The following is a 25,654-nucleotide window of genomic DNA, read 5'->3' on the forward strand; positions in this document are numbered from 1 at the left end:
TGTTATTATTTCATGAGATTGCCACGCTCTCTACGTTCGCTCGTAATGACGGCTTTGGAATTATGCAACAACACCAGCTCATTGAATATACTCGATAACCCATTTACGAAGTCTAACAATCGTCGGAGTATTTATAAGAGAGGTAGCAGGTAAAACTTTGCCGTTAGTATTAAAATTAATTATAGGATCTATACCGTATATGCTATACCAAGGTTTTAACGGTGAGCTATTTGAATATTTACGGTGGAACCAAGATAAAGAAGGTGTTGTTTCTTCATATTCTATTACTTTAACCGATTGTGGATTTTTATGATATATAAGGCTCAGTACCGATTGATCGGAATGATGCCATTTATATTCATCGTAGTTAGGATGGATATTATAATTTTTACCTGAAAGAATTCTAATATCTTCACAACTTTTTAGCCATTTTTCAATGAAAGAACGAGAAAGCTTGGTATTACGCACAATAATAACGGCACTCCAAATGTGATCGTCATTTCTGCATTCGTCTGTAAGGCAATCCATTAAAGCAAAAGTTTCGCCTTTAACAAAACTACCGTTTTTACGATTGCGATCATGTACCAGTAATATATCATTATCGCCTAAAAGATTTGTTAAATTACTGATATGCTTTTTAATAACAAATGCTGAATCTAAATATACTATAATAGCTCCTTCTGGTGCATTTTTCATTGTTTCAAGTATAATATAAGGCTTCCATAGCCATAACCCCGCTCCTGCAGGTGCATTAAAAATTTCTTGGTTTTTTTCTATAAACGCTTGATTTATGTGCTTTTTCTTATAGTTAAATATGAAGTCTATACCTTTATTAATTGCATAATGAGTGGTTGCATTTTGATTACGATAAACATACTCCAGACCGTCGGCATAAGAAACTAAATAAATTGGTTCTTTTATGGAATTCTGAATAGATAAATCTACTTTTTGTAACGATAAGTCATTAAGAAAACCTTGACGTGCATATTCTAAAATAATCAGTATGAAATAAATTAGAGCTAATGTAATAACTGTTTTGTATAATATTTTAAATAACATATAATTTTTGCATTATTTGAAGCATTTTGTCATTCCCAGGTGGATTAGTAAAGCGTTATTGCGAGGAAATACGAAGTATTGACGAAGCAATCTCAGGAGTTTGTTATTATTTCATGAGATTGCCACGTAGCCTAGGGCTGCTTGCAATGACGAAATCGATAATTATTAGACAACGCCAATTATAGCATTTTAATATATTAAAAGATAGTGTTGTAATTTAATTATAAATTTAGTATAATTTATTGTTTGTTTAAGGTTGGTATGATTAATTTAGGGGATAAGCAGTCTACTATAGTTGTCGCAATGTCAGGCGGGGTTGATAGTTCGGCGGTTGCCGCAATGCTGCATGAACAAGGACATAATGTTATAGGTATTACCTTGCAGCTATATGATCACGGTATGGCAGTAGGGAAGAAAAATGCCTGTTGTGCCGGTCAGGATATTTACGATGCTAAAATGGTAGCAAATAAGCTAGGTATTCCCCATTACGTACTTGATTATGAGAGCAAATTTAAAGAGTCGGTAATAGATAATTTCGTCGATAGCTATTTACAAGGTGAAACACCGCTTCCATGTGTGCAATGTAATAAATCGGTGAAGTTCAGGGATCTAATTAAAACGGCTAGAGAGCTTGGAGCAGATAAGCTTGCTACCGGTCATTACGTACGAAAAATAAACGGTGATAACGGAGCGGAATTACATACAGGGCTTGATCCAGCAAAAGATCAAAGTTATTTTTTATTTACGACAACTAAAGAGCAATTAGAATATTTACGTTTCCCTCTAGGAGGGCTTACTAAGGGTGAAACACGAAAGCTTGCTAGTAAATTTGGGCTTGAGGTAGTAGCGGATAAGCCTGACAGCCAAGATATTTGTTTCATACCTGACGGAAATTATAAGAGCGTAATAAATAAAATACGTCCAAATAGTAGTGAAAGCGGTAAAATTATTCATGTAAACGGGTTTGAGTTAGGAGAGCATAGCGGTATAATTAACTACACCATAGGGCAACGTCGTGGTCTTGGTATAGCTTATAATGAGCCTTTATATGTAGTAAAGATTGATCCTAAGGACAATATAGTATATGTAGGACCGGAGTCCGCATTAAACGTGCAGGAATTTATCATTAGAGATGTGAATTGGCTTGCAGATGAGATTAAAGATAACGAAAAGTTAGAAGTAGCAGTTAAAATTCGCTCGACAAGACCGCCGCGTCTAGCTGAAATAAGTAAACTCGGTGATGATAAAATGAAAGTAAAATTTTTATGCAAAGAAAAAGCCGTTGCCCCTGGGCAAGCATGCGTTATTTATGCCGGTGAAAGAGTACTTGGCGGCGGATGGATTACTAGAGAGATAAGGTAATTGTGTCATTACGAGGAGGGAAGCGACGTGGCACTCTAGTTAGACCTCCTGAGATTGCCACGCTCCTTTTAGTCGCTCGCAATGAGAGACAATTCACAAAAAAATAAGCTCACTAAAACAGGAGAAACTAATGAGTTTTTTAAGGAAGAAAAGTTTTGAATCAGTAAAAGAGATAGGCAGTTCAAGCGGTTTTAGCAAGACACTTGGAGCATTCGATTTAATATTACTGGGTCTTGGTGCGATGATCGGCACAGGCGTATTCGTCGTTACCGGTATAATTGCTGCTAAATATTCAGGACCTGCAGTAATGTTATCTTATGCGATTGCAGGTATTACCTGTATCTTTGTAGCGCTTGTTTATACTGAACTTGCTGCAATGCTTCCGACATCAGGAAGTATTTACACTTATTCCTATGTAGCGTTTGGCGAAGTATTTGCTTGGATGATCGGTAGTGTTATAATATTAGAACTTGGTGTTGCTGCAGGAATAGTAGCTGCAGGCTGGTCGGGCTACGTACAAGGAATACTAGCAGCAGGTGGAATCAATTTACCGAAAGAATTAACTACTGTACCGACAAACGGCGGTATAATAAATTTACCGGCATTTTTAATCTCGGGATTTATTGGATTTATTTTATATTTAGGTACTAAAGATAGTAAGAGACTAAATGCAATTTTAGTTTTCATAAAAATGACTGCAATATTTGTATTTATACTCGCTGCTGCCCCTCATTTTGATGCTACTAACTGGAGTAATTTTATGCCTTTCGGTTTTAGTAATGTTTTAGTAGGTGCGTCTATTTTATTCTTAGCTTTTACGGGTTTTGGAACGATTGCAACCGCAGCTGAGGAGTGTAAAAACCCAAAACGCGATATAATGATCGGTATTATTGGCTCACTTGTTCTAACTACTATAGTTTATGTAACAATGGCAGGGCTTGTTACCGGTATTGCACCTTTTGATCAGTTAAATAACGATCAACCGCTTGCTTATGCTTTAACTATCAATAATAGCAAGATCGGCTCTGCTATTGTTGCAACCGGAGCAGTTTGCGGTATGATGACGGTGTTGATGATGAATATTTACGGTACTTCTCGTATTTTTTATGCTATTGCACGTGACGGTTTACTACCGAAAAGTTTTGCAAAGCTGCACCCAAAATATGATAGTCCGTATATTACGATTATAATATTTGCTTCTTTAGCCGCTATCCTTGGAGGATTTTGTTCTACGGAATTATTAACGCAATTAACTTCAATGGGAGCTCTTATTGATTATATAACCGTTACAATAATAGTGGTATTATTTAGGGTAACGCTACCTGATGCTCAAAGACCTTTTAGATGTCCTTTAGTATTTATTATCGTACCGTTTATTTTAATTGCTTGTGCATATTTACTATTTATTCAAATATATGACGGTGAATTTAATCTATTAACCGCAGGTCGTGTATTAATATATTGGTTTATTACAATATTTGTTTTATATATTATAAGATCGTTTTTTATGCAAAAAGAGCAGAATTAAGAGGGGATATCCGTCATTGCTAGGAGAGGCAAAGCCTTGACGTGGCAATCTCAGGAATTTTGTACTACTTCATGAGATTGCCACGTCAAGGCTTTGCCTCTCCTAGCAATGACGGTTTCAGTATGTATCCACGCAACAAAACAAAATTAACCAAATGACTGAAAAGCTGCAACCACTCCGAGGAATGAAAGATCTCTTGCCGGATGATTATAAAGTTCACGACTATATAATTAACAAAGCAAGAGATGTGGGAGTATTGTACGGCTATAAACAAATGAGTACTCCTATTGTGGAGTATACTAAAGTCTTTAACCGTTCGATGGGTGAAAGCTCTGACGTAATCAGCAAAGAAATCTATAGTTTTTTAGATAAAAGCAATGATTGCGTAGCATTACGACCTGAATTTACAGCATGTATTATAAGAAGCCTCATCTCAAACAGATTACAACATAAATTACCATTAAAGTTTTTCTCTACCGGTCCTGTTTTTCGTTATGATAGACCGCAAGCAGGGCGTCAAAGACAATTTCACCAACTAAATTATGAGTATATCGGTGCTAAAGGAGCAATTACTGATGCTGATACTTTGAAGTTAGCCGTTGATATATTAAAAGCACTCGAAATAGAGCAGGATACTACCTTAGAGCTTAACTCTCTTGGATGTAATGAATCAAGAAGAGTTTATCAGCAAAAATTAGTAGAATATCTAAATGATTTTAAAGATCAATTATCAGAAGAAAGCAAAATAAGGTTATCCAAAAATCCAATGCGGATACTTGATTCTAAAAGTGAGACTGATCAGAAAATAATAGCAAACGCACCGGTTTTATCTGAATATTACACTGATGAATCCAAAGAATATTTTGAGGAGTTAATACAGTATCTAGATATTTTAGGTGTGAAATATAGCATAAATCCACGCTTGGTTAGAGGGCTTGATTATTATTGCCATACTGCTTTTGAATTCACTACAAAAAAGTTAGGGAGCCAATCTACTATTCTAGCTGGTGGACGTTATGACGGGCTTGCTAAAATCATGGGTAATAACGATGATGTGCCGGCTATCGGTTTTGCTGCCGGTATTGAGCGAATTGCTTTAATGCGGGAATATGATGTATCTGAAGTTAAGCCGGTATTTGTATTACCTATAGGCAAAAATAATATTTGCTATGCTTTAGAAATTGTAGATAAATTGCGAACAGAAAATATTGCTATTATCATAGAATCCCTAGGTAAAATAGCTAAAAGAATGCAACGCATTTTTAATGAAAATGCTCAATTTATTATTTTTATAGGTGACGAAGAGCAGGCGAATAATAACTTAAAAATTAAAGACTTAAAAAAAGAAGAAGAATATATAGTAGATTTTGCAAAAGCTCTTGAGCTATTGAAGAAATAAGATTTTTTCTTGTTATACTGTGAACCTTCTATGGTATCCATCACAACTAACTTTAAGTAATAAGCATTTATGAATCTTGCCACAAGCTCGGCATTGCCCGCATGGCTCTTATGTTATGCCTGCATAGGTCTTGTTGTGTGGATACTGAAGGTCGTCATTGCAAGGAAAAACTGTAAGTTTTGACGCAGCAATCCAGTAAAAAATTCTGATTTACAGAATTTTTTTTATTATTGTTTTGGACTGCCACGCAGTCTACGACTGCTCGCAATGACAGGGCGGTATCTATGCAACAACGCCTTCGCTGGAATGACATAAAACGAGCCGTGCAACAAGAGCTGCAGTTGTTCACAATGGCGATTAGGTGTTTATACAATAACACCATTTAACCACGACATCTAAAAATATGATTATTATAAACGATTTAGCCATGAGTTATGGTACAAGAATACTATTTACCGATGTAAATTTGCATATTAAAAACAATAAACGATATGGTGTAGTAGGTGCCAACGGAGCAGGTCAAACAACTTTTTTCAAAGTCTTAACTAAGGAAGAAGAGCCAGCTTTCGGTGAGATTAACATACCAAAAAACTTCAAAATAGGTTGTTTAAAACAAGCTCAGTTTCTTTATGAAAATACTAAAATTATAGATACGGTAATAGCAGGGAAGAAGGAGTGATGGAAAGTTTTACAAGAAAAAGAAGAGATATTAAATCGGCAGGAATGTAGCGATGAAGATGGGTATAAGTTTGGTGAACTTGAACAGGTAATATACGATAATGACTGTTATACTGCTGAAATTTTTGCAGCTAGCTTGCTTGTAGGTCTTGGAATAGCCGAAAAATACCACATTATGAGCCGCTTTCTGGGTTGTCAGAAGGTTATAAGCTTTCGTGTATTACTCGTACAAAGTCTATTTAATAATCCCGATATTTTACTACTCGACGAACCGACAAACCATCTTGATATAGAGTCAAGAGAAGCTCTGAAAAAATCTCTAATTGATTTTGATGGTACGGTAATATTAGTAACGTACGATCGGAATTATTACTCTTGCCCATAGGAAAAAGATTGTTGATTTTAAAGGTAAATATGATGATTATATTGAGAAATACGGCAACGATTATTTAAGTTCTACTACAAAATTATCCTAAGTTTTAGGCATTGCTCATTAAATATAGATATCGTCATTGCGAGGAGGCGTTGTTGTGTGGATACCACCACGTCATTGCAAGCAGCCATAGGCTGCGTAGCAATCTCGTCAAATATCCTGAGATTGCTTCGTCAATTGCTATGCAAATTCCTCGCAATGACAATAAAAATCGAGTCATGCAACAAAGCAGAATCTTAAAGTTAATCACTCCACATTATAAAACTCCAAATGATGACCGCTAATAAACTTTTTTATTTCAGCATGGTTACCATACTCATCAACATTTAATAATAACCCTTGTTCATTAAAATATAATATATTCGTAAATAATCAGTCATCACAGTCCCACTTAGCTTTAAAAGCATTTTCTTTAATAAGTTTAACTCCGGTTACTCCGTGTTTGTGATATATTATTCCTTTTTTTAAAGCAGAAACAAAAGAGGTAACTTTACTTTTATCAAAGGTGTTATAGATTTTTTTAGACATTGTACCGTAATAATCAAATCCTCTATATTTGCCAAGAAATTTATCCGTACCTTGTGTTACTTCCTGATTATCAATTTTAATTTGACCTTCTTTAGGAATATTCCAAGAATTATTATTGAAGTTGGTAATCTTTTGAATGGCTAGATAAAATTCATGTTTCTTTTTTAGTTGATAATATTGATGGATGTTTTTTGTATAATATTGAAGGGTTAATTGTTCTAAGTTTTCTATTGGCTTATTATCGGGGGAATAGCTTGCAATAATCCCTTCTTGTTTTTTTGACTTCATTTACTTGCATATTCTTGTACTTTTTTAGGTTATTATTTAATAAGGCGGTAACTACTCCAATTTCTACAGTGTTTTCATGGCAAGAATCATTTTGCAGAGCATTTTCAACATTTTGGAAAATCTTTTCAGATTTTTCAGAAGTTAATTTAGTCTCGTTATCTGCTATTAAACCGGTATTAACGGCGTTAAGAACCTCTGTTTTTTCATTGGATGTTAGAGTATTATTTTGAGGTAACGTATAATTTGGGTCCACGTAACTCCGAAGTTTTATAATAGCCTTTTCATACAAATTTATTTGATGCTCAGGTATCTGATTTAAAAGATCAGAAGCCGTTTTAAATTGTGTACTACATATGGCAATTGAGAATGTTAGAAGTATGTTGTTTGGGGTATCACTAATTGCTTTTAGTTTTGCGGTTAATATTGATTGCTGGTTTTTGTTAATTTTTTTATTGGAAATGCTGTTATAAAAAGCCATGTATTCACAGCCATCATATATTGATGAATAGAAAGGAACTAAGGTATTTGTTTTATTACATCTAACGTCTTATAAGAAATTTCATATGGATTAGTTAACATTTCTAGAATGTATTGTATATATTCTACCGGCACATATTGTATTAAGTCATTAGCTTTATCACATTTGCCTTGTATTCTATAATTAGACCATAAATGATAGGCTGCTGTTGGATGTGTAGGTAGAAGCACAAAAGCATGTTCATAACATTTAGTGGACATATAATAGCTCCCGGTTTCTTCATAAACACGCCCTGTTCTATAATACCACTGGGCTAAAACCTGATTTTCAGTGTGAGTATTTAACGAAAAAATAGATTCTTCAAGTAAAGCTTTTACCCCTGCAAAATTTTTATTTTCCATTAATAAATCAGAGAATTGACCTGACAAATCTAAGCTGGATTTTATATACGGTACTAGTGCTTGGGTAATTTTAAGCTTAGATTCCGGTTCAATAAGCTTTAGTACGGGGAGTAGATATTCTGCACATTTGCTATATTGTTCAACTTCTTTTGCAAAGTAATTAAAATATAGATTTATTGCTGCAATGATACATTTAAATATCTCTTTAGCAGCTTCATTGTGTCTATTTAATATACTACATTGAAAGGCAAGACTCATTATTTGAATTTTGGTTAGCGTATCAGGTGGTATAGAAATGATTTTATCCGGCATCCAATTTTATGAGTTCACCATCTAATTGATATTCAAAAAAGCCTGGTCTCTGTATTATTTCATAATTTTTCAACAATTCATGATTTGTGTAACTTTCATATGGATAATTAGGCATTAATTTATGTATTAGTGAATGCTTAATTTCTGTAACTTTCTTGCTACTTACTGTAGATTTTTCACTATTTAAATGTCCAAATATATAATGCATTACTTCTATAGCGGCACCAACAGTTGGTATAGATGAAAAGTTTTTATCCATTTCTACTACATCAAGACCGGAAAAGTTTTTTCTAAAATTTCTTATGTTACTTTCTGATAATATATTGAGGGTGTTATAAACCGTGATAATATCAAGCTTAAAAGTAATTGAAGGCTCTGCATTGTTTATGAATATAATTTAGTATTAGTTGGGCTTAAGAACTGCTACAATGTGATAGGAAAGGTTTAAAATTTTACATAGAATTATTATTAAAACTTACAGTGTATGAACTTTTTATTACTGGATTCCTGCTTCTAGCTAGGAATGACATCGAGAGGTTCCATTAACTCACAAAGCAATTCTTTCTAAGTAATGTCTATTCAAACCCAAATCCAGTAAAATATTTATGAAAATATCCGGTATCATGACCTATCATTTTAACTTTATCATAATAATAAGGTGATTCAGATTCACTATATATAGTTGTGCCGTCATCCATATAGTAAATAGAATAAGATGTAAGGCCATAAGGTCTAAAAAACGTGTCTTTACTTATAACTTTAGGAGCTTTACCGGATTTTTGTATATTTTCTGATTTCAGCATATTAATTTTATTAATAAATGATTGTTTTATTAATATATAATTTTTATATATTATTACAAGAATAATTATAATAGCTATCTACAGAACCTAGAAATTCAGATTTATCAATTGCAGTATTATATTCATAAGGATATTCTAAATATTTTTGCAATTTTAAAGTATTTTTTTGAAACAATGGGTAATTATTTGATTGTTCGTGCTTTGATAAATTGCAATATTTTCTCAAGAATTGCTTATCTTGAACATTATTAAAAGCTTTGATTTTTGAATATCTGTCTTGTTGTTGTTCTTGTAAAAAATAATCTTCATAGTCCTTATAATGCTTTGGAAGATTTAATATAAATCTAGCATATTGTTCTAACTGAAAATTAGTTAACCAAGTAAATATAGAATATCAATTTGCTCTATAGTCCGAAGAAAAAATAACAGCAACTTCTGATCGCTTTATCTCTTCTCTTTGCTCTCTCAATAACGTTATTAGATAATAAAATAACTCTTTATTAAAATGTTTTTTATTTTCTTGAGTTTGAATGATTATATCAAACAGCTCAGTTTCTAATTCATCTGAGGTAAATAATTGTTTGTATTTTGTATTTATTAAGCCATGGACCAAAAGCTATAGATTCAAGTTTTTTTAAATATTGAATTAATTTTATGTGCAACTTTAGATTAAATGTAAGAGCGGCATTTTATATGAAAAATTGACATGAGTCAAGAGATATTAAATTAATGGTTTAAAAATATGTGTCACCTCGTGATTTATTCACAGAATCCAGTTAAAAATACTAATAATATTAGTATTTTTAGTTGTTTTCTGGATACTGTGGTCAAGCCACGGTATGACACTGAAGTGTTTTTCAAAAGCCATACTAAATTGATTACTAAAATTTTTCACATAACCTAATGACAAAAATAAAATATGAATATATTATTTAATTTTAGAATAATTTAAATAATATATATTCAATGAGTGTAGATACTAATATTAGCGACGGTTTAGAAGTCATTACGCAAGATCATTTATCGATTTTTTCTTTAATAAGCTCCTCCGACATTATCGGTAAGTCAGTTATGCTGATGTTGCTTATTGCCTCTATTTGGTCATGGGCTATTATTTTGGATAAAATATTTAAGCTAGTGCAAGTGCAGAAAAGCATGCGGGCATTTGAAAATGTGTTTTGGTCCGGTGGAGTATTAGAGCAATTATATGAAAGCATAAAGAGGTCGGTTAATAATCCGCTAGCTTTAATTTTTGTCTCAGCTATGGATGAGTGTAAAAGCTTAAGCACTAAAGGGCTTTCTGAAAGCTTAAAAAACAACCATAAAGAGCGTATAACGGGTGTAATGTACTTAGCTCAAAATAGGGAAGTCGAAAAGCTCGAGAAAAATTTAAGCTTCTTGGCAACTGTTGGATCAAGTGCTCCTTTCGTAGGTTTATTCGGTACCGTTTGGGGGATTATGCATAGCTTCCAATCGATTGCTACTTCAAAAAATACTTCTCTTGCTGTAGTAGCTCCCGGAATTGCTGAGGCGTTACTTGCAACTGCGATAGGCTTATTTGCAGCTATTCCGGCAGTAATTTTTTATAATTATCTGATTTCCCGTATTACTCTTATCAATAATAAGATTGAAGATTTTATTAGTGAGTTAAACTCTATACTTTCTAAGGCAATTGATCAGGAGAAAATGTAATGGCTATAAAGCTTGCCGGAAGTAATAGAAAAAGTAAAAGAGCGGTAGTTAGCGAAATTAACGTTACGCCGCTTGTGGACGTGATGCTTGTGCTATTAATTATTTTTATGATTACTTCTCCAATGCTTGTGTCAGGAGTAAACGTGGATTTGCCTGAGACAAATTCAAGCCCGATTTCAGGTCAGGATGAGCCTTTGGTTGTTACTATCAATAATAACGGCAAAATTTTCTTACTTGAAAGTCCAATAGAAAGAATGCATTTAACCGACAAGCTTGCAAATATCACTAAAGAAAAAAAGGATGCTAGAATTTTTGTAAGAGGTGATAGAAATGTTTCTTATGGGCAGGTAGTAGAGATAGTTACCGAAATTCATGCTGCCGGCTTTTCGCGTGTAGCTCTTATTTCAAATATTAAAAATAATGAAAAGTAATCAAAATAAAGATAATTTTACGGTTTTCCTTAGCTTCTCTATTGTTCTACACTTACTTCTTTTATATTTTTTTCTATTCGGTATGCCGTCACTTTTTAAAAAATTACCGGAAGAGCAAACTATAACTTTTGAAATGTTACCTGTTAGCGATAAATCAAATATTATCACTCAGACAAAGCAAAAAGAAGCCCCTATAGAAAACGAAGACGCTAAAAAATCTGAGCAAAGTAAGCCAAAAGAAGAACCGCAAGATTTGTCTAAAGAAGAAAAAGCAAAAGAGCCTGAGGCTAAAACAATGGAAGCAAAGCCTAAAATAGAAGAGAAAAAACCTATAGAAGAAGCAAAAGAAGCGTTACCTGAGAAGAAAGAAGAAGTAAAGGAAGAAACACCTAAAGCAGAAGAAAAAAAACAAGCAGAAGAAAAGAAGAAGCCCGAAGAAAAGCAAGAGGAAACGAAACCGGCTGAGAAACCTAAAGATGTGAAGAAAAAAGAGCCTAAAACCGATGAGCTTGATTCTTTGCTGAAGAATTTAGAGCAATCTTCAGAAGGGGATAATGTAAAATCCAATAAGCATCAAAGGTCAAAAAAAGCTGATAATGCACAAGAAGCTAAGGGGGTTTATACGGATGGGCTGCCTCTTTCCGATAGTGACACATCTTTGATAAAAAGACAGATTGAAAGACATTGGAGTAATGTACCGGCAGGAGTTAGAGGTAATAATAAGGTAAAAGTCATTATTAGTATTACGCTAGATAAAGCAGGTAATGTTGAGCAGGCAAAGGTTAACAAAAAAATCTGTCCTAATATTCCGGCTAGTGTTTGTGAAGCTTTGGCAGATAATGCAATTAGAGCGGTATGGCAAGCAAGCCCTATCGAAAACCTTGACTCTGCACGCTTTAACCATTGGAAAGAGATTAATTTTAGCTTTGATCCAAGTAAATTGTAGGTTGGGCATTGCCTGCGTGGATACCACCCCGTCATTACGAGCAGTCGTAGACTGCATGGCAATCTCATGAAATAATAACAAACTCCTGAGATTGCTTCATCAATTATTTCATAATTTCCTCGCAATGACTATTTTCGAGCCACGTAGGCAAGCCTTTCGCAGGAATGACATTAAGAACCATGCAATAATTAAAAAATATTATTCATCATGTTCGTGGTGATCACCGATTAATTCAAGCCCCATATCTTGTGGCTCATTATTGACACAACAGTAGCAGCAATAACCAAACAAGAATAATAAGGTGGCTTCCATTAAAAATAGGGTCACAGCAGCATTACTAGAGTTTGCTAACTCATATTCTGAAGGTAATAAATCTGTAGGGATGTCTTTATTCATAAAACTTAGTTATTATGTTTACTATTTGTAAATTAAGTAAATAATAATACATGGCATAAATTTAGACCGAAATGAACTATCACAGAGCATAATATTTTGCCTGTTTTATAATATGCATAACCATAGAAAAAACCGCATATAGTGCTTAAAGCTATATATTCTGCCTTGAAAATATGTAATCCCAAATATTAAAGATGCTATAATAACAGCTAAAATCTGCTGTTTTGGTCAAAGATTTTGTAATGTTCTTTTAAAAAACCCTAGAAAGAATACTTCCTAAGCCATACAGACGAAAAAGAAATATTGTTGTAATGAGAAAAATGTAGGTGATAGTTAAGAATGACATATAAACCTTTGTAAAAAACTATTTTTAATATATAGTTATTTTTTAGCATTAAAAATAGAAAATTTATTAAATATAGAGATTTTTAATAAATAATAATTGGATTTTAAAAAGAAAATATAAAAGATAATCATCAAAAAAAACAATAAAATAATATATATATATATATATAATGGGACGATTTTATGAAAGATATAGAATATTGGGAAAAAAATTTTGAAAGCTGTAAATATTCAGATCAATTAATCGAAAGGCTTTTATTTTTAAATACCCAAGTCAAACAACCTATCGATATTAGAGAAGTTCAAAAAGGTATTTATTATGCTCGTAAATATCATGGTGAGCAAATGCGTCAATCAGGTGACCCTTATTATTCTCATCCAATCGCAGTAACGATTATGGTAGCGGAATTTGTAGCAAAAGAAGTGCCTAAACTCTTTACTTTTAGAATGCTACAAGCTGCATTACTTCATGACACTATTGAAGATACTGAACTTACTGAAGAAATAATTAGCAATATTTTTGATGAAGAAGTAGCAAGGCATGTAGCAGGTCTCACTAGAATTAAACCTTGGGGCAAAATAAGTAGCGAGAAAAGTCTTATTTTATTAATTAAACAACAAAGATACGATACTGCTCTTATAAAACTTTTTGATAGAATACATAATTTACAAACTTTGGAAGCAAAATCTCCTGAAAAAGCTCATAAAATAATTAAAGAGACATTAAAAAGTTTTTTAGTGTTAAGTGAAATACTTGAAATACCTTCAGTTTCAGAGCTTATATATGCTGAATGTTATAAAAATAATTTAAAATTTAATATAAATTCTACTTTTAATAAAATTATAAATTTCGATTCGTTTCCATTTTCTCAAAATAAGTTACTCCCATAAAAAAAGTGATACCTACCGGAATGAAAATTAAAAATAATCCCCAATATCCTAGAGAATTGGTAATATAAACTAAACCAAATGACGTTATAATATAAGTAAATAATTTTGCTATTGCACTTAGCATACTAGTATATGTAAATCTCTTAAAAACCGGAAAATATTTATAAAATATAGGCGCTGCTGGTACGTGATCAAATACGAATAATGCAGCTAAACATTGAAAAATAAAAATATATAAAGGAGTAGGGTTATAATTTAACATTATAGGAAAAAAAATGAGAGAGGTAAAAAATAGATATAATTTTACCTTTAGGATTTTTAAAGGATGGATTTTATAGCTAATAAATGCAAGACCGATAATACCGAGTAAATCTATTATAGATACCCAAAAATTTTGATTTATAATTTGATTTGGAGTAAATCCACATTCTCTTTTTAATATATCACCGCAATATATATATACGAAATAAAAACACGGTGGCCTAGCACACTGGATAAAGAAATACCAAATAGAAGTGGTGTTTGGAACTTTTTGATCTAGAATATCTTTGTCAATTTCTTCAAGCATAATATTATTTTCTTGAAGTCTTAGTTTTAATTGGTTTCTTTTATTTGAAAATGCCTCTGCTTCTTTTAAACTAGTCCTTGCAATAGTACCTACAAAAGCGATAGTTGCACCAACGAAAAAGGCTATACGCCAACTTGACTCATGGTGATAAATATTTTGATTAGTAAAAATTGATGCAATACCTAGTGCTACCGTAGTGCCTACGGCAGAAAATACGGTTATAATTGTTACTAATGGATATTGTATAGGAGGAGATGAATTTTCGGTTAAGTACAGCTCTGCACCTCGTGCTTCTGCAGTTGCTGACATACCTTGAATTATACGACATATAGTAAGAACCCAAGAGGCTGTGATACCTATCTGTGCATATGTTGGCATGCTGCCTATAATCACACAAGTAATAGCCATTAATAGGGTAGTTAAAACAACTACAATCTTACGTCCAAAATGATCGCCTATATACCCAAATATTAATGCTCCTATAGGTCTGAGCAAATAGGTAGAACAGAAAGAAAAGGCAGTAAGCAACGAAAAAGTGAAAGGATCATATTCCGGAAAAAATAAATTATTTAAAAGCACCGCCATATGCACATAAAGCATAAGGTCAAAATACTCTAGAAATGTACCTATAGAAAGTAATCCGACTGCTTGTTTTTGTTCTGTATTTAAACTTCGTTGTTCTTTTTCGTAGCCTAACATAACCTTTGTATATTAATTAGATTACAAAATAAGCTATACTGCTTTTGATTCGAAGTCAATAAAGGATTAAGAATTTTTAATAAATATTGTAAATATTTAGGTTTCGTAAAGTTATCTAACTTAAAATTTTCAAATTATCTATTTTTCTCTGAAAGCTTTAAATGCAGTATCAGTAACGGGATCAAGTAAATATCTAAGTAGTGTTCTAGTACCTGTTACGATTTGTACCTCAGCTTGCATACCGGGGTGTAATTCAAGATTTTTAACTTTAGCAACTTTGTTAAATTCATCCATATCGATTTCAACTCTTGCAACATAATAATTATCTTGCTGTTGTCCCGGATGCTGTCTTTCATCTTGTACGATATCGGGAGATATGCTTACTACTTTACCGGTAAATGTTGGAGTTGTTCTTGATTTAAATGCACTGAAACGTATTTTTGCAACTAATCCCTCATGTACTGAGTCAATGTTTTTTTGAGATACCTTTGCTTCTATTATTAATGGGTCATTAGTTGGCGAAATTTCCATAATAGGTTGTCCGTGACTTATAACACCGCCTATTGTATGATATTTTAAATTATTAACGATACCGTCAACAGGTGATCTGATTATCACACGATTAAGCGAATCCGTCAGGGCATTATATTTTTCTTTAAGAGATGCGGTTTGTACTTGAGCTTCACGAAGCTCTGTTAAAGTCCGTTCAGTGTATTTATTTTGTTGATTTATAATTTTAATTTGAGTTTCGGTAATAGCATGGCGTATTCCTGCTATTTCGGCTTCAGTTGTTGCAACATCGCTTTTTGAAGCGGCAACTTTTGCCTCTTGGTCTAATAAGGCTGCTTTTTGTACAAAGCCTTTTTCTTTTAAGGTTCTTAAAGCTTTTAAACGGTCTTGATAAACTTCAGCAGTTTTGGAGGCGGCAACTTTTTTTGCTTCTAAACCTTCAATTTTTTTCTCAAGTTGAGCAATATTTTGATGTAATGCATCTTTTTCTGAGTTATATACTTCTTTTCTAGATCTAAATAAATTTTCCTGCGTATGAATTATTTTAGCTACTTCCGGTAAATTGATATCCTGCATTAGAAAATCAGAGAATTCGATTTGTTCTAAATTATCACGTTCGGCAATTAAACGATTTTCAGTTGCTAAAAAATTACGGTATTGACCAAGAATATTTTCATGTTCGCTTTTTATTCTAGTTTCTTCAAGCTCTATTAATTTATCGCCTTCTTTGACTTTATCACCTTGCTTCACATAAATAGCATTGATTATTCCACCTTCATGATGTTGAATCGTTTTTTTATTTGTGCTTGGCATTACGATACCGACAGCTACAGCACCACTATCAAGCGGAGCAAGAGCCGACCATAATCCACCTATTAATACTAAAAAGATCATAACATAAATACCAAAAAGTATAGGTGATCTTGCAGCTTGGGCTACGTTATTACGATCTTTATCGGTTTTCTTGGTAATAAAATTAACAAACCTATCAAGTTTTACTAATAAGAATTCTATAGCATGAGAGGTTTTCTTTAATGTAGTATTTATTAAAGCTTTACGTTTAGAACTTTGACCTTTAAGATTTAACGCATCTTCTCTTAAGGACAATAATTGTTTTAATTGTTCCGGAGTAATTTGAGGTTTATTGTGTTTTAAGTCCTGCATAATATTTAATCATTATTATATTTAGTCAGTATTGTTTGTATTTTGCGTCATTGCGAGGACATGATGTAGTAATTGACGAAGCAATCTCGATAGAATTCATGAGATTGCCACGCTCACAAAGTTTCCACACAATGATGATTTGGAAGTCATGCAACAATGCTAATCAAGTCACGATATGACACTTTAGTTATTAATATGAATTGTATCGCTTTTTAAAGTTTTAAAGTGTTTTTGAATCTCTTCTGCCGTTCCGTAAACTGCAACGGCTCCATCCTGTAATATTAGAATTTTATCAACAACGGATAATACGGATGGTCTATGTGAAATTACAAGAACTGCTATTCCTTTAAGTTTTGCTTGTTTTAAGGCACTTGCAAGGGCAACTTCACCTGCCTCATCTAAATTAGCATTAGGCTCATCTAAAATGATGAGTTTTGGATTACCGTAAAAAGCTCTAGCAAGCCCGATACGCTGTCTTTGACCACCTGATAGATTAGAGCCTGCAGGACCGATATCAGAATCATAACCGTCAGGGAATCTTAATATCATTTCATGAGCTCCGGCTATTTTAGCTGCTTCAATAACTTTTTGCGGATCGGCATCTTCTTCCATTCTAGCTATATTTTGTTTAATACTACCGCTAAAAAGTTCTATTCCTTGAGGAAGATAGCCGACATGTCTACCGAAATCTTCTCTATTCCAACGATAAATTTCAGCACTATCTAAACGTACGGAACCTGATGATTCTTTCCATACCCCGACTATGATTTTAGCTAAAGTTGATTTTCCTGTAGCTGAAGGACCGATAATTGCTAAAACTTCGCCCGGTTGTACTGCAAAACTAACGCCTTTTAAGATATATTTCGGTACGGGAGGTTGCGGTAAATATTGCGGTATAGGGTGAGCATAATAAATATTTTCAACAGTAAGATGACCATCAACGTTCGGAATTGGCATAGTTTCGTCTCTAGAAGAATAAGTGTTAAATAAATTATTAATGTTTTTGTATGATTTAATAGCACCGCTCATACTTTTCCATAAATCAATAGCATTATCGAAAGGAGCAAGAGCTCTACCGACTATGATAGAACTCATAATCATATTACCGGGAGTCATATCTGCACTGTGAGATTTTACAACAATGTAAGCACCGACTCCGGTAACAGCCATTTGCATTATATTACGGATAAACCTTGAAAAGTTAGAAATAACACCGTTACGATAGCTAGCAACCGATTGCTTATCAAGTGCTAATATGTTAAATTTATGCCAATTTTTTGTAACATTCTTCATCATTCCCATTGCTTCAATTGCTTCTGCATTTCTGTTTGCAATATCGGCTTGTGTCATACCTTTTATCGAAAATTCGGTAGCTTCACCAAGTGTTTTATTAGTAGCTGCAGCGTTAAAGAAAGCGGTTGAAACTATTATAATTGCACCAAAAACGGTAATAAGACCGATATATGGATGAATTGAAAAAATAACCGCAATATAGATAAGGCTCCAAGGGGCATCGAATAAAGTATTAATTCCGGTACTTGTTAGGAATGTTTTGACGGCTTGAAAATCACGTAATAATTGGCTAGAACCCATATTTGCTCGTGTTGCAGCTGCAGAAATTGAAGAAGCAAAAATTACAGGAGCTACTGTTCTATCAAGCCATTCTCCTACCTTTATAAGTGTAAAAGAACGAGCAATTTGTAATAATCCGTAAACAAAATAAATATATGCGATTATTATTGATAAAAATAATAATGTTTGTAGATTACCGCTTCCAAGGACTCTATCAAGAACTTGTAGTGAGTAAAGAGGAGTAATTAACATTAGTAAGTTGATTACAAAAGCAAACCAAAAGACTATCCAAAAAGCTGTTCTACATTCGCCTAATGCTATTACTAGTGGGTTTTTTTTATTTAGATTATTATTTTTATTATCCATATTTTATATTATAAATAATTATTAATTAATTCTTCAGCAATTTGAACACTGTTTAAAGCTGCTCCTTTACGTAAGTTATCACATGTGATCCATAGATTTATCGTATTATCTCTACTGACGTCATTTCTAATTCGGGAGACATATACGGCATCTTCGCCTACCACTTCAACGGGTGAGATATACGCAAGGTAATTATTATTAGAAATTGTAACAATTCCATCGGCATCTTGTAATATTTCTTCGACTTCTTTGGCATCAATTTTGTCGTTAAATTCTATGTTAACCGATATAGAATGACCGATAAATACTGGTACTCTAACAGCAGTAACACTAGCTTTAAAGTGATTACCTATAATTTTGTTTAGTTCAGAAGCAATTTTTGCTTCTTCACTTGTATAGCCATCTTTATTTAAATCACCTATATGAGGAAAAAGATTAAATGCAATCTGTTTTGGAAATTTCTTAGGATCATGTTCTCCAAAAACATATTTAGATTTTGTTTGGTCGTAGAGTTCGTCCATTCCTGCTTTACCTGCTCCTGATACTGATTGATAAGTAGATATCACTACTCTTTTAATCTTTATGTCATTATCTAGCGGTTTTAATACTACTGCAAGCGGAATGACGATACAGTTAGGGTTAGCTATGATATTTTTAGTATTAAACTCTTTAAGTGTTGATAAATTAACCTCAGGTACAATTAACGGCACTTGATTATCAACTCTAAAAAGTGAGGATTTGTCGATAACTACACAATTACTAGCAGTAGCTTTTGGTATAAATTCTTTTGACACTTCTGAACCTACACAAAAAAAAGCAATATCGATATCGTCAAAATGTAAACTTTTTAAACTATTAATTTGTAGTATTTTTTCTCCAAAGCTTACTTCTCGCCCTAGAGCGCTATCTGAAGCTATAGCATAAACTTTATTAATGGGGAAATTACGCTCAGCTAGAATATTTAGAGTTTCACGCCCTACATTTCCTGTAGCTCCGATTACTGCAATATTGTATTTTTTAGTCATTATTTATTAATCCGATGAGTTTTTCACCTCCGATAATATGGAAATGGAAATGAAAAATAGTTTGTCCTGATTTCTCGCCTTTATTAGTTATTAAACGATAACCGTCTTTATCTAAACCCGCTTCATTTGCTATATCAGAAAGTTTAGCAAAAAAATGTTTTATTTCGTCTATAGAAGCTTTAGAGATGAAATCGGCATAATCTATATATTCGTTTTTAGGTATAACGATAATATGTACAGGTGCTACGGGTGCTATATCTTTGAATGCTAAAATTTGTTCGTCTTCATAAATTATTGCTGCCGGAAGATTTTTACCTATGATTTTTGCAAAAACATTTTCTTTGTTATACATCATTTTATTCCTGTTAAAAGCTTTATTGTATGGCTTAATTTTCCGTCATTGCGAGTAAAAAATGTAAGTTTTGACGAAGCAATCCAGTAAGAAATGCTAATTTTAGCATTTCTTTAATTTTTTTCTGGATTGCCTTGCAGTGTGCAGTCTACGACTGCTTGCAATGACGATTTAATATTTATGAAACCACGTTGTTGTTAAACAAGCATACTACGTTTTAGAAATTTTAATTCAGCTTCAATTCTAGAGTTGGCAATTATTATATCTTCTAGTCGGTAATTATTTCTTTTTAAATAATTTTCTCTAATATCTGAAGCACAAAAGCCGAAGCCTAATATTAAGACTATCTTAAATATAAACTTTAACTCTTCGATATTAATCGCCGTAACGATTATATTCGCTATTACGGCAATAGTAACAATTAACCACATTTTATGGTATAATGCCCAAAATATACTTAAAAGAGCAGCTATCCATGAAAAGCCTTCTGCAATAACAATAAAATTATTATTTTTTTGTGTGGAGTTAATGTATATTGCGTATATATTCATTATTTAAGTTTAAGCCTTGAAAATTCAAGGGACAATAATTAATTAAATTGGATTAGTCAAGTATACTCGTGTAATTTGGAAAATTGGCTACGTCGTTTTGGTAAGTCCTCGGATGCTCACGTATTAATATACGCTCCGCTCCTCGGCTTACAGACTCCTTGCTCTTTTCCAAATTAAACTTCGTCTATTCGTCTACTTAACAGTAATGCTAATAGTACTTAATTAACAACTTAATATCAATAAATTTTATATTATGTCAGATAATTTATCCTTACACGGTACAACAATACTTTGTTTAAAAAAGAACGAAGAAATAATTATAGCAGCAGATGGACAAGTCTCGCATGGTAATACCGTACTAAAATCTACAGCACGAAAACTTCGGACTATAGCAAATAATAAAATTATTGCCGGTTTTGCGGGTTCTACGGCTGACGGTCTTGCGTTATTTGAAAAGCTTGCAGTAAAGATAGAGCAACATAAGCATAATTTACTTAGAAGTGCAGTTGAGCTTGCAAAAGATTGGCGTAGCGATAAATATTTGAGACGTTTGGAAGCAATGATGATTGTTGCTGATCGTAGTCATATATTAATTTTAACCGGTAACGGTGATGTCGTAGAGCCTGAAAATAATGTTGCAGCAATAGGTTCAGGCGGTTTATTTGCGCTATCTGCCGCTCGCGCTCTAATGTCTTACGAGAATAATTTAACTGCTGAAGAAATTGCTTTAAAATCTATGAATATAGCTGCAGATTTGTGTGTATTTTCTAATCATAATATTATAATGGAAAAAGTTGTATGAAAGCTACTAAAACTACTTATAAAAAAGACCCTATGGGGCTTACCCCTTCTCAAATAGTGAATGAACTGAATAGATTTATCGTAGGTCAAGAAAAGGCCAAAAAAGCTGTTGCTATTGCACTTAGAAATCGTTGTCGTCGTAAAAGAGTAGAAGGTAATTTACGTAATGAAATAGTACCGAAAAATATTTTAATGATTGGTTCAACCGGTGTCGGGAAAACAGAAATAGCACGACGCCTTGCAACGCTGACTAATTCTCCTTTCTATAAAATTGAAGCAACTAAATTTACCGAAGTCGGATATGTAGGGCGTGATGTAGAATCAATAATTCGTGATTTAGTCGAAATAGCCGTTAATACTGAAAAAACTTTAGCAAAAACGAAAGTAGATATTCATGCCCGTGAAAAAGCGATCGAGAGAATATTAGATAGTTTAGTAGGTAAAACTTCTAGTAGTGAGACTAGAGAAAAGTTCAAAGAAAAAATTTTAAACGGCGAACTTGATGATACGGAAATTGAAATTAGCGTAGCTGATACTACACCTGTCGGCGGTGGAAGTTTTGAAATACCGGGTATGCCGGGAGCATCTATGGGCGTTCTTAATCTTGGCGATATGATTGGACGAGCCCTTGGCAGTAGTAAGACTAAAACAAAAAAAATGCTAGTTAAAGATGCTATGGCTATTATTATACCTGAAGAATCAGAAAAATTAATAGACCAAGAAAAAATTATTCAGCAAGCTATAAATTTAGCTGAAAATGACGGTATAGTTTTTATTGATGAAATTGATAAAATAGCTTCAACTGGTAGTGCCAGAGCAAAAAATGCTGAAATAAGTAGAGAGGGAGTGCAAAGAGATTTGCTACCTTTGATAGAGGGCACGACGGTTAATACTAAATATGGACCGGTTAAAACCGATCATATATTATTTATTGCTTCCGGTGCTTTTCATATTGCTAAACCTTCTGATTTATTACCGGAGTTACAAGGAAGGTTACCGATTAGAGTAGAATTAAATTCGCTTACCAAAGATGATATGATTAAAATATTGCTTGAGCCTGAAACTAGTTTAATAAAACAATATTCGGCGTTAATAGGTACTGAAGACGTACGTCTTGAATTTGCTGCTTCTGCTATTGAGAAGATAGCGGATTATGCGATCACCGTTAATTTAGAAGTCGAGGATATAGGGGCTAGAAGGCTGCATACTATACTTGAGAATTTGCTTGAGGATATAAGCTTTGAAGCTAGCGAAATGAAAGGCAAAAAAATAACTATCGATGATAAATTCGTAGAAAATCAATTATCAAAAATAATAACTAATCTCGACTTAGCTAAGTTTGTTCTGTAGTACGTTTTTCAATCAATGGTTAAGATAAGATTGTTATTTTTCATCATTACGAGGCAATTACCTCAGTAATTGACGAAGCAATCTCAGGAGTTTGTTATTATTTCATGAGATTGCCACGCAGCCTATGTCTGCTCGCAATGACGATTTAGTAGTATCCATGCAATAACATCTACAACCTATAAGAAAAATTTCATGATAAGGCATATAGCAAGTCTAACGTGTTAAAGTAGTGTTATCTTCTATAGGGCTTGCACTACATACTAAAAAGATTTTAATAAATTTAGTTCTGGCAGATTTAGTAAAAGAAGGAAACCACTTCGATCTTGTGATTACTTGTGCGATACTTACCGCAATGAATATGTTATCTGAACTTGAAATTGCAGAATATTTGATAATAGGAGAGCTATCATTAGACGGTTCAAGCTTACCGGTAAGTGGAGCTTGACCTGCAGCGATTGGGGCTTCTGTTAGAGGTAAAGGTCTTATTTGTTCAAGTAAAAACAGCTCGGAAGTTGCTTGGTCGGGTAAAATGATAATATACTTGTTGTAGGTCATTTAATTGAACTAGTAAATCATTTTAAAGGTTCACAAGTTTTAACTCCTCCGGAAGCTAAGCTACACGATGAGCCGATAAATTATCCTGATTTTAAAGATATAAAAGGTCAAAAAATTGCTAAACAAGCTTTAGAAATTGCAGCATCAGGTGGCATAACCTTTTAATGTTTGGTCCTCCCGGAACCGGTAAATCAAGACTTGCTGCCTGTCTTCCCAGTATACTAACTAAAATGTCTACAAAAGAAATTTTAGAATGTAGTACGATTACAAGTATTGCAGGAAAATTTTTAGACGGTAAACTTACCAAAGCAAGGCCGTGTAGAACTCCACATTATTCATGCTCATTGGCCGCTATGGTCGGTGTCGGTGTCGGAAAAAAAGTAAAGCCTGGGGGAAATTACGCTAGCTCATAACGGAGTATTATTTTGAGATGAACTACCTGAATTTCCACAGCATGTTATTGATGCATGAAGACAGCCTATTGAAAACGGTGAAATACTAATCTCACGATCAAATGCTCATATAAAATATCTGGCAAATTTCCAGTTAATAGCAGCTATGAATCCTTGTAAATGCGGTTATTGAGGCGATTCTTATAAAGAATGTATGAAAGCTCCAAAATGTGCTAGCGACTATCAAATGAAAGTATCGGGACCTATTATGGATAGATTTGATTTGCATATAGAAGTATCTAGTATTAATGTTTATAATTATGACTTGATTGTAGATAACTCTGAGGAAGAATCTGAATATATAGCTGCAAGAGTTGAGAAAGTACGTTTAATTCAAGAAAAGAGATATGAGGGCTATAATATTAAAACAAATAACAGATTAGATGGGCAGTTGTTAATAGATTATGCTATGCCTGCGGATGAAGGTAAAGATTTACTGAATGAAGCGGCAAATAAATTTTGTTTATCAATGCGTGCTTATAACCGAATACTTAGAGTAGCACGCACGATTGCTGATCTTAAGAATGTTGATAAGGTCTTGAAAGTGCATATTGCAGAAGCTTTGAGTTACCGTAAAATGGAATTTAATAATATGTATACAAAGATCAACTTCAAAAATGCTACGTCGTCCTACAAGAGCTTCGGTACTCACGTATTAAGTATACGATGCGTTCCTCGCCTTGTGGACTCCTTGCTCTTTTTGAAGTTGATCTTTGTATACTGTCTTCATTTTTTGCAATATATTTAAGATGATTTAAGGATAAAAGATATGAGTACTATAATAAGTTTTGATTACGCTATAAAATATTTATTAAAAGATACAGGGGATTATGAAATAGTCGAGGGATTTATTTCGGCTATTCTTAAAGATGCTGGTTATAGTGCTGTTAAAATGCAATCCCCTTACTAGAAAGTGGCAGTAATAAAGAAAATGATAGCTTAAAATCTAGCGTAGCAGATGTCATTGTGGAAGATGAAGAAGGGCATAAATATATAGTAGAAATAGATAAATCCTATACAAATCTTTTTATGCATAAAGCTTGTTTTAATTCTAGTAGATTAATAGTTGATAGTATTTCTAAGAGTGAGGATTATTCTACTATAAAAAAATATTGCATATTAATTTATTGTATTTTCCTTTTGATAATATGAAAGCACCTTTATATCACGGTAAGACTATTTTGAGAGAAGTTGATAAAAAACACCCTATGAAATTTTCTTTGGGAGATATGAGAGGTATTTGATTTATATAATGTATTTCCAGAATATGTTGTAATATCAGTACCATTATTTAATGATGTTATAAGAGATGAATTGGATGAATGGCTATATGTAGTAAAACATTCTGAAGTTAAGAAAGATTTTAAATCACCATATATGAAGAAAGTAGCAAAACGTCTTGATATACTGAAGATGACTCCTAAAGAGCAAATAATTTATCATGCCTATATGAATAGAAGCTATAAAGAGCGTGATTATATAGTTTCTGCTGAAGAAAAAGGTAGAGAACAAGGTATGGCAAAAGGAATAAAGGAGGGGAGGAAAAAAGGTAAACAAGCAGGTATACAAGAAGGTGAAGTTACAAAAAGTATAAAAATAGCAACAAAGATGTTAATGAAAAAAAACTCGATAGAAAAAATACATGAGATTACTGAAGTATCTATAAAAGAAATAGAGCGATTACAAACAGAAATTGAAAACCTTAAAAAATAACTATCT

Annotated in this window: 30 protein-coding genes and 2 pseudogenes; 16 read left to right on the forward strand and 16 right to left on the reverse strand. The window is 33.1% G+C overall.

Annotation, left to right across the window (positions count from 1 at the left end):
* Positions 1 to 78: 78 nt before the first annotated feature.
* Complete coding sequence (locus RSA_RS02075) at positions 79 to 1,059, reverse strand: hypothetical protein (protein ID WP_012150616.1); 981 nt, start codon at positions 1,057 to 1,059, stop codon at positions 79 to 81.
* Positions 1,060 to 1,320: 261 nt separating this feature from the next.
* Between RSA_RS02075 and mnmA the strand changes: the two genes are divergently transcribed.
* The 4 genes from mnmA to RSA_RS02095 all read left to right on the forward strand — a co-directional run bounded on the left by mnmA (position 1,321) and on the right by RSA_RS02095 (position 6,027).
* A complete protein-coding gene (gene mnmA, locus RSA_RS02080) occupies positions 1,321 to 2,421 on the forward strand; it encodes a tRNA 2-thiouridine(34) synthase MnmA (protein WP_014364570.1) in 1,101 nt (366 codons plus the stop codon).
* Between the two features lie 130 nt (positions 2,422 to 2,551).
* On the forward strand, positions 2,552 to 3,949 hold the full coding sequence (locus RSA_RS02085) for an amino acid permease (protein WP_014364571.1): 1,398 nt from the start codon (positions 2,552 to 2,554) through the stop codon (positions 3,947 to 3,949).
* 154 nt (positions 3,950 to 4,103) lie between these two features.
* Positions 4,104 to 5,348 (forward strand): histidine--tRNA ligase, encoded by a 1,245-nt coding sequence (gene hisS / locus RSA_RS02090; RefSeq protein WP_014364572.1) that lies wholly within the window; start codon positions 4,104 to 4,106, stop codon positions 5,346 to 5,348.
* Positions 5,349 to 5,751: 403 nt separating this feature from the next.
* Positions 5,752 to 6,027: an ATP-binding cassette domain-containing protein gene (locus RSA_RS02095; protein WP_014364573.1), complete on the forward strand. Its 276-nt coding sequence runs from the start codon at positions 5,752 to 5,754 to the stop codon at positions 6,025 to 6,027.
* An 804-nt stretch (positions 6,028 to 6,831) separates the two neighbouring features.
* Here the strand turns inward: RSA_RS02095 and RSA_RS02100 are convergent.
* From RSA_RS02100 to RSA_RS02120, 6 genes are all read right to left on the reverse strand, one after another.
* On the reverse strand, positions 6,832 to 7,275 hold the full coding sequence (locus RSA_RS02100) for a hypothetical protein (RefSeq protein ID WP_014364575.1): 444 nt from the start codon (positions 7,273 to 7,275) through the stop codon (positions 6,832 to 6,834).
* Complete coding sequence (locus RSA_RS02105) at positions 7,226 to 7,753, reverse strand: hypothetical protein (protein WP_014364576.1); 528 nt, start codon at positions 7,751 to 7,753, stop codon at positions 7,226 to 7,228. The genes RSA_RS02100 and RSA_RS02105 overlap by 50 nt, the downstream gene beginning before the upstream one ends.
* Before the next feature lie 38 nt (positions 7,754 to 7,791).
* Positions 7,792 to 8,466, reverse strand: coding sequence for a tetratricopeptide repeat protein (locus tag RSA_RS09310; RefSeq protein WP_231284247.1), 675 nt, complete (start codon positions 8,464 to 8,466; stop codon positions 7,792 to 7,794).
* The gene (locus tag RSA_RS07240; protein ID WP_041472515.1) at positions 8,456 to 8,725 is read right to left on the reverse strand and encodes a hypothetical protein; all 270 of its coding nucleotides are present in this window, start codon (positions 8,723 to 8,725) and stop codon (positions 8,456 to 8,458) included. The genes RSA_RS09310 and RSA_RS07240 overlap by 11 nt, the downstream gene beginning before the upstream one ends.
* 316 nt (positions 8,726 to 9,041) lie before the next feature.
* Positions 9,042 to 9,269 carry a hypothetical protein gene (locus tag RSA_RS02115; RefSeq protein ID WP_012150625.1) on the reverse strand — a complete coding sequence of 76 codons (228 nt, stop codon included), beginning with the start codon at positions 9,267 to 9,269 and terminating at the stop codon, positions 9,042 to 9,044.
* A gap of 394 nt (positions 9,270 to 9,663) precedes the next feature.
* A complete protein-coding gene (locus RSA_RS02120) occupies positions 9,664 to 9,882 on the reverse strand; it encodes a hypothetical protein (RefSeq protein ID WP_012150627.1) in 219 nt (72 codons plus the stop codon).
* A gap of 353 nt (positions 9,883 to 10,235) precedes the next feature.
* Here RSA_RS02120 and tolQ point away from each other — a divergent pair, with 353 nt between their 5' ends.
* The 3 genes from tolQ to RSA_RS02135 are packed head-to-tail and all read left to right on the forward strand — an operon-like array spanning position 10,236 to position 12,338.
* Entirely contained in the window at positions 10,236 to 10,961 is a 726-nt protein-coding gene (gene tolQ, locus RSA_RS02125; protein ID WP_014364578.1) for a protein TolQ, read from the forward strand.
* A complete protein-coding gene (gene tolR, locus RSA_RS02130) occupies positions 10,961 to 11,392 on the forward strand; it encodes a protein TolR (protein WP_014364579.1) in 432 nt (143 codons plus the stop codon). Before tolQ ends, tolR begins: the two co-directional genes overlap by 1 nt.
* Positions 11,382 to 12,338: a periplasmic protein TonB, links inner and outer membranes gene (locus tag RSA_RS02135; protein ID WP_014364580.1), complete on the forward strand. Its 957-nt coding sequence runs from the start codon at positions 11,382 to 11,384 to the stop codon at positions 12,336 to 12,338. The genes tolR and RSA_RS02135 overlap by 11 nt, the downstream gene beginning before the upstream one ends.
* Before the next feature lie 198 nt (positions 12,339 to 12,536).
* Here RSA_RS02135 and RSA_RS02140 read toward each other — a convergent pair whose 3' ends face one another.
* Together RSA_RS02140 and RSA_RS07250 are read right to left on the reverse strand one after the other, a co-directional pair.
* Positions 12,537 to 12,734: a hypothetical protein gene (locus RSA_RS02140; RefSeq protein ID WP_014364581.1), complete on the reverse strand. Its 198-nt coding sequence runs from the start codon at positions 12,732 to 12,734 to the stop codon at positions 12,537 to 12,539.
* Positions 12,735 to 12,766: 32 nt separating this feature from the next.
* Complete coding sequence (locus RSA_RS07250; RefSeq protein WP_014364582.1) at positions 12,767 to 12,919, reverse strand: CPBP family glutamic-type intramembrane protease; 153 nt, start codon at positions 12,917 to 12,919, stop codon at positions 12,767 to 12,769.
* 343 nt (positions 12,920 to 13,262) lie between these two features.
* On the opposite strand from RSA_RS07250, the gene RSA_RS02145 reads away from it, so the two are divergent.
* The gene (locus RSA_RS02145; protein WP_012150632.1) at positions 13,263 to 13,970 is read left to right on the forward strand and encodes an HD domain-containing protein; all 708 of its coding nucleotides are present in this window, start codon (positions 13,263 to 13,265) and stop codon (positions 13,968 to 13,970) included.
* Here RSA_RS02145 and RSA_RS02150 read toward each other — a convergent pair.
* The 7 genes from RSA_RS02150 to RSA_RS07255 form a co-directional block, all read right to left on the reverse strand.
* The gene (locus RSA_RS02150) at positions 13,921 to 15,237 is read right to left on the reverse strand and encodes an MFS transporter (RefSeq protein WP_014364583.1); all 1,317 of its coding nucleotides are present in this window, start codon (positions 15,235 to 15,237) and stop codon (positions 13,921 to 13,923) included. The two genes, RSA_RS02145 and RSA_RS02150, sit on opposite strands and share 50 nt — an antisense overlap.
* A 138-nt stretch (positions 15,238 to 15,375) precedes the next feature.
* Positions 15,376 to 16,911, reverse strand: coding sequence for an HlyD family type I secretion periplasmic adaptor subunit (locus tag RSA_RS02155; protein WP_014364584.1), 1,536 nt, complete (start codon positions 16,909 to 16,911; stop codon positions 15,376 to 15,378).
* 183 nt (positions 16,912 to 17,094) lie between these two features.
* A complete protein-coding gene (locus tag RSA_RS02160) occupies positions 17,095 to 18,849 on the reverse strand; it encodes a type I secretion system permease/ATPase (RefSeq protein ID WP_012150635.1) in 1,755 nt (584 codons plus the stop codon).
* An 8-nt stretch (positions 18,850 to 18,857) separates the two neighbouring features.
* Positions 18,858 to 19,874: an aspartate-semialdehyde dehydrogenase gene (asd, locus tag RSA_RS02165; RefSeq protein WP_012150636.1), complete on the reverse strand. Its 1,017-nt coding sequence runs from the start codon at positions 19,872 to 19,874 to the stop codon at positions 18,858 to 18,860.
* Entirely contained in the window at positions 19,867 to 20,226 is a 360-nt protein-coding gene (locus RSA_RS02170) for an HIT domain-containing protein (RefSeq protein ID WP_014364585.1), read from the reverse strand. Before RSA_RS02170 ends, asd begins: the two co-directional genes overlap by 8 nt.
* A gap of 197 nt (positions 20,227 to 20,423) precedes the next feature.
* A complete protein-coding gene (locus RSA_RS02175) occupies positions 20,424 to 20,777 on the reverse strand; it encodes a DUF2628 domain-containing protein (RefSeq protein WP_012150638.1) in 354 nt (117 codons plus the stop codon).
* Between the two features lie 52 nt (positions 20,778 to 20,829).
* Positions 20,830 to 20,949: a palindromic element RPE5 domain-containing protein gene (locus RSA_RS07255; protein WP_081498210.1), complete on the reverse strand. Its 120-nt coding sequence runs from the start codon at positions 20,947 to 20,949 to the stop codon at positions 20,830 to 20,832.
* Between the two features lie 81 nt (positions 20,950 to 21,030).
* Here RSA_RS07255 and hslV point away from each other — a divergent pair, with 81 nt between their 5' ends.
* From hslV to RSA_RS09325, 8 genes and pseudogenes are all read left to right on the forward strand, one after another.
* A complete protein-coding gene (gene hslV, locus RSA_RS02180) occupies positions 21,031 to 21,579 on the forward strand; it encodes an ATP-dependent protease subunit HslV (RefSeq protein ID WP_004996101.1) in 549 nt (182 codons plus the stop codon).
* Positions 21,576 to 22,928, forward strand: a complete 1,353-nt coding sequence (hslU, locus tag RSA_RS02185) for an ATP-dependent protease ATPase subunit HslU (protein WP_014364586.1) — start codon at positions 21,576 to 21,578, stop codon at positions 22,926 to 22,928. The genes hslV and hslU overlap by 4 nt, the downstream gene beginning before the upstream one ends.
* Before the next feature lie 229 nt (positions 22,929 to 23,157).
* Positions 23,158 to 23,373: a magnesium chelatase domain-containing protein gene (locus tag RSA_RS09315; RefSeq protein WP_230455884.1), complete on the forward strand. Its 216-nt coding sequence runs from the start codon at positions 23,158 to 23,160 to the stop codon at positions 23,371 to 23,373.
* Between the two features lie 274 nt (positions 23,374 to 23,647).
* Entirely contained in the window at positions 23,648 to 23,896 is a 249-nt protein-coding gene (locus tag RSA_RS09940) for an ATP-binding protein (protein WP_269208627.1), read from the forward strand.
* Positions 23,897 to 24,014: 118 nt separating this feature from the next.
* Positions 24,015 to 24,566, forward strand: a pseudogene (locus tag RSA_RS02205) (ATP-binding protein); the annotation flags it as partial.
* Positions 24,567 to 24,704: 138 nt separating this feature from the next.
* Positions 24,705 to 24,845: a hypothetical protein gene (locus RSA_RS08825; protein WP_012150640.1), complete on the forward strand. Its 141-nt coding sequence runs from the start codon at positions 24,705 to 24,707 to the stop codon at positions 24,843 to 24,845.
* Complete coding sequence (locus RSA_RS02210) at positions 24,833 to 25,087, forward strand: PD-(D/E)XK nuclease family transposase (RefSeq protein WP_075807906.1); 255 nt, start codon at positions 24,833 to 24,835, stop codon at positions 25,085 to 25,087. Before RSA_RS08825 ends, RSA_RS02210 begins: the two co-directional genes overlap by 13 nt.
* Positions 25,063 to 25,648 (forward strand): annotated as a pseudogene (locus RSA_RS09325) (hypothetical protein). The gene RSA_RS02210 and the pseudogene RSA_RS09325 overlap by 25 nt, the downstream one beginning before the upstream one ends.
* Positions 25,649 to 25,654 lie beyond the last annotated feature (6 nt).

Origin of the sequence: Rickettsia philipii str. 364D (assembly GCF_000283995.1) — a bacterium.
Classification (GTDB): domain Bacteria; phylum Pseudomonadota; class Alphaproteobacteria; order Rickettsiales; family Rickettsiaceae; genus Rickettsia; species Rickettsia rickettsii.

Coding starts and splice junctions, on each gene's coding strand:
- RSA_RS02075 (WP_012150616.1), bottom strand. CDS start 1,059: ATGTTATTTAAAATATTATACAAAACAGTTATTACATTAGCTCTAATT.
- mnmA (WP_014364570.1), top strand. CDS start 1,321: ATGATTAATTTAGGGGATAAGCAGTCTACTATAGTTGTCGCAATGTCA.
- RSA_RS02085 (WP_014364571.1), top strand. CDS start 2,552: ATGAGTTTTTTAAGGAAGAAAAGTTTTGAATCAGTAAAAGAGATAGGC.
- hisS (WP_014364572.1), top strand. CDS start 4,104: ATGACTGAAAAGCTGCAACCACTCCGAGGAATGAAAGATCTCTTGCCG.
- RSA_RS02095 (WP_014364573.1), top strand. CDS start 5,752: ATGATTATTATAAACGATTTAGCCATGAGTTATGGTACAAGAATACTA.
- RSA_RS02100 (WP_014364575.1), bottom strand. CDS start 7,275: ATGAAGTCAAAAAAACAAGAAGGGATTATTGCAAGCTATTCCCCCGAT.
- RSA_RS02105 (WP_014364576.1), bottom strand. CDS start 7,753: ATGGCTTTTTATAACAGCATTTCCAATAAAAAAATTAACAAAAACCAG.
- RSA_RS09310 (WP_231284247.1), bottom strand. CDS start 8,466: ATGCCGGATAAAATCATTTCTATACCACCTGATACGCTAACCAAAATT.
- RSA_RS07240 (WP_041472515.1), bottom strand. CDS start 8,725: ATGGATAAAAACTTTTCATCTATACCAACTGTTGGTGCCGCTATAGAA.
- RSA_RS02115 (WP_012150625.1), bottom strand. CDS start 9,269: ATGCTGAAATCAGAAAATATACAAAAATCCGGTAAAGCTCCTAAAGTT.
- tolQ (WP_014364578.1), top strand. CDS start 10,236: ATGAGTGTAGATACTAATATTAGCGACGGTTTAGAAGTCATTACGCAA.
- tolR (WP_014364579.1), top strand. CDS start 10,961: ATGGCTATAAAGCTTGCCGGAAGTAATAGAAAAAGTAAAAGAGCGGTA.
- RSA_RS02135 (WP_014364580.1), top strand. CDS start 11,382: ATGAAAAGTAATCAAAATAAAGATAATTTTACGGTTTTCCTTAGCTTC.
- RSA_RS02140 (WP_014364581.1), bottom strand. CDS start 12,734: ATGAATAAAGACATCCCTACAGATTTATTACCTTCAGAATATGAGTTA.
- RSA_RS02145 (WP_012150632.1), top strand. CDS start 13,263: ATGAAAGATATAGAATATTGGGAAAAAAATTTTGAAAGCTGTAAATAT.
- RSA_RS02150 (WP_014364583.1), bottom strand. CDS start 15,237: ATGTTAGGCTACGAAAAAGAACAACGAAGTTTAAATACAGAACAAAAA.
- RSA_RS02155 (WP_014364584.1), bottom strand. CDS start 16,911: ATGCAGGACTTAAAACACAATAAACCTCAAATTACTCCGGAACAATTA.
- RSA_RS02160 (WP_012150635.1), bottom strand. CDS start 18,849: ATGGATAATAAAAATAATAATCTAAATAAAAAAAACCCACTAGTAATA.
- asd (WP_012150636.1), bottom strand. CDS start 19,874: ATGACTAAAAAATACAATATTGCAGTAATCGGAGCTACAGGAAATGTA.
- RSA_RS02170 (WP_014364585.1), bottom strand. CDS start 20,226: ATGTATAACAAAGAAAATGTTTTTGCAAAAATCATAGGTAAAAATCTT.
- RSA_RS02175 (WP_012150638.1), bottom strand. CDS start 20,777: ATGAATATATACGCAATATACATTAACTCCACACAAAAAAATAATAAT.
- hslV (WP_004996101.1), top strand. CDS start 21,031: ATGTCAGATAATTTATCCTTACACGGTACAACAATACTTTGTTTAAAA.
- hslU (WP_014364586.1), top strand. CDS start 21,576: ATGAAAGCTACTAAAACTACTTATAAAAAAGACCCTATGGGGCTTACC.
- RSA_RS09940 (WP_269208627.1), top strand. CDS start 23,648: ATGTTTGGTCCTCCCGGAACCGGTAAATCAAGACTTGCTGCCTGTCTT.
- RSA_RS08825 (WP_012150640.1), top strand. CDS start 24,705: ATGAGTACTATAATAAGTTTTGATTACGCTATAAAATATTTATTAAAA.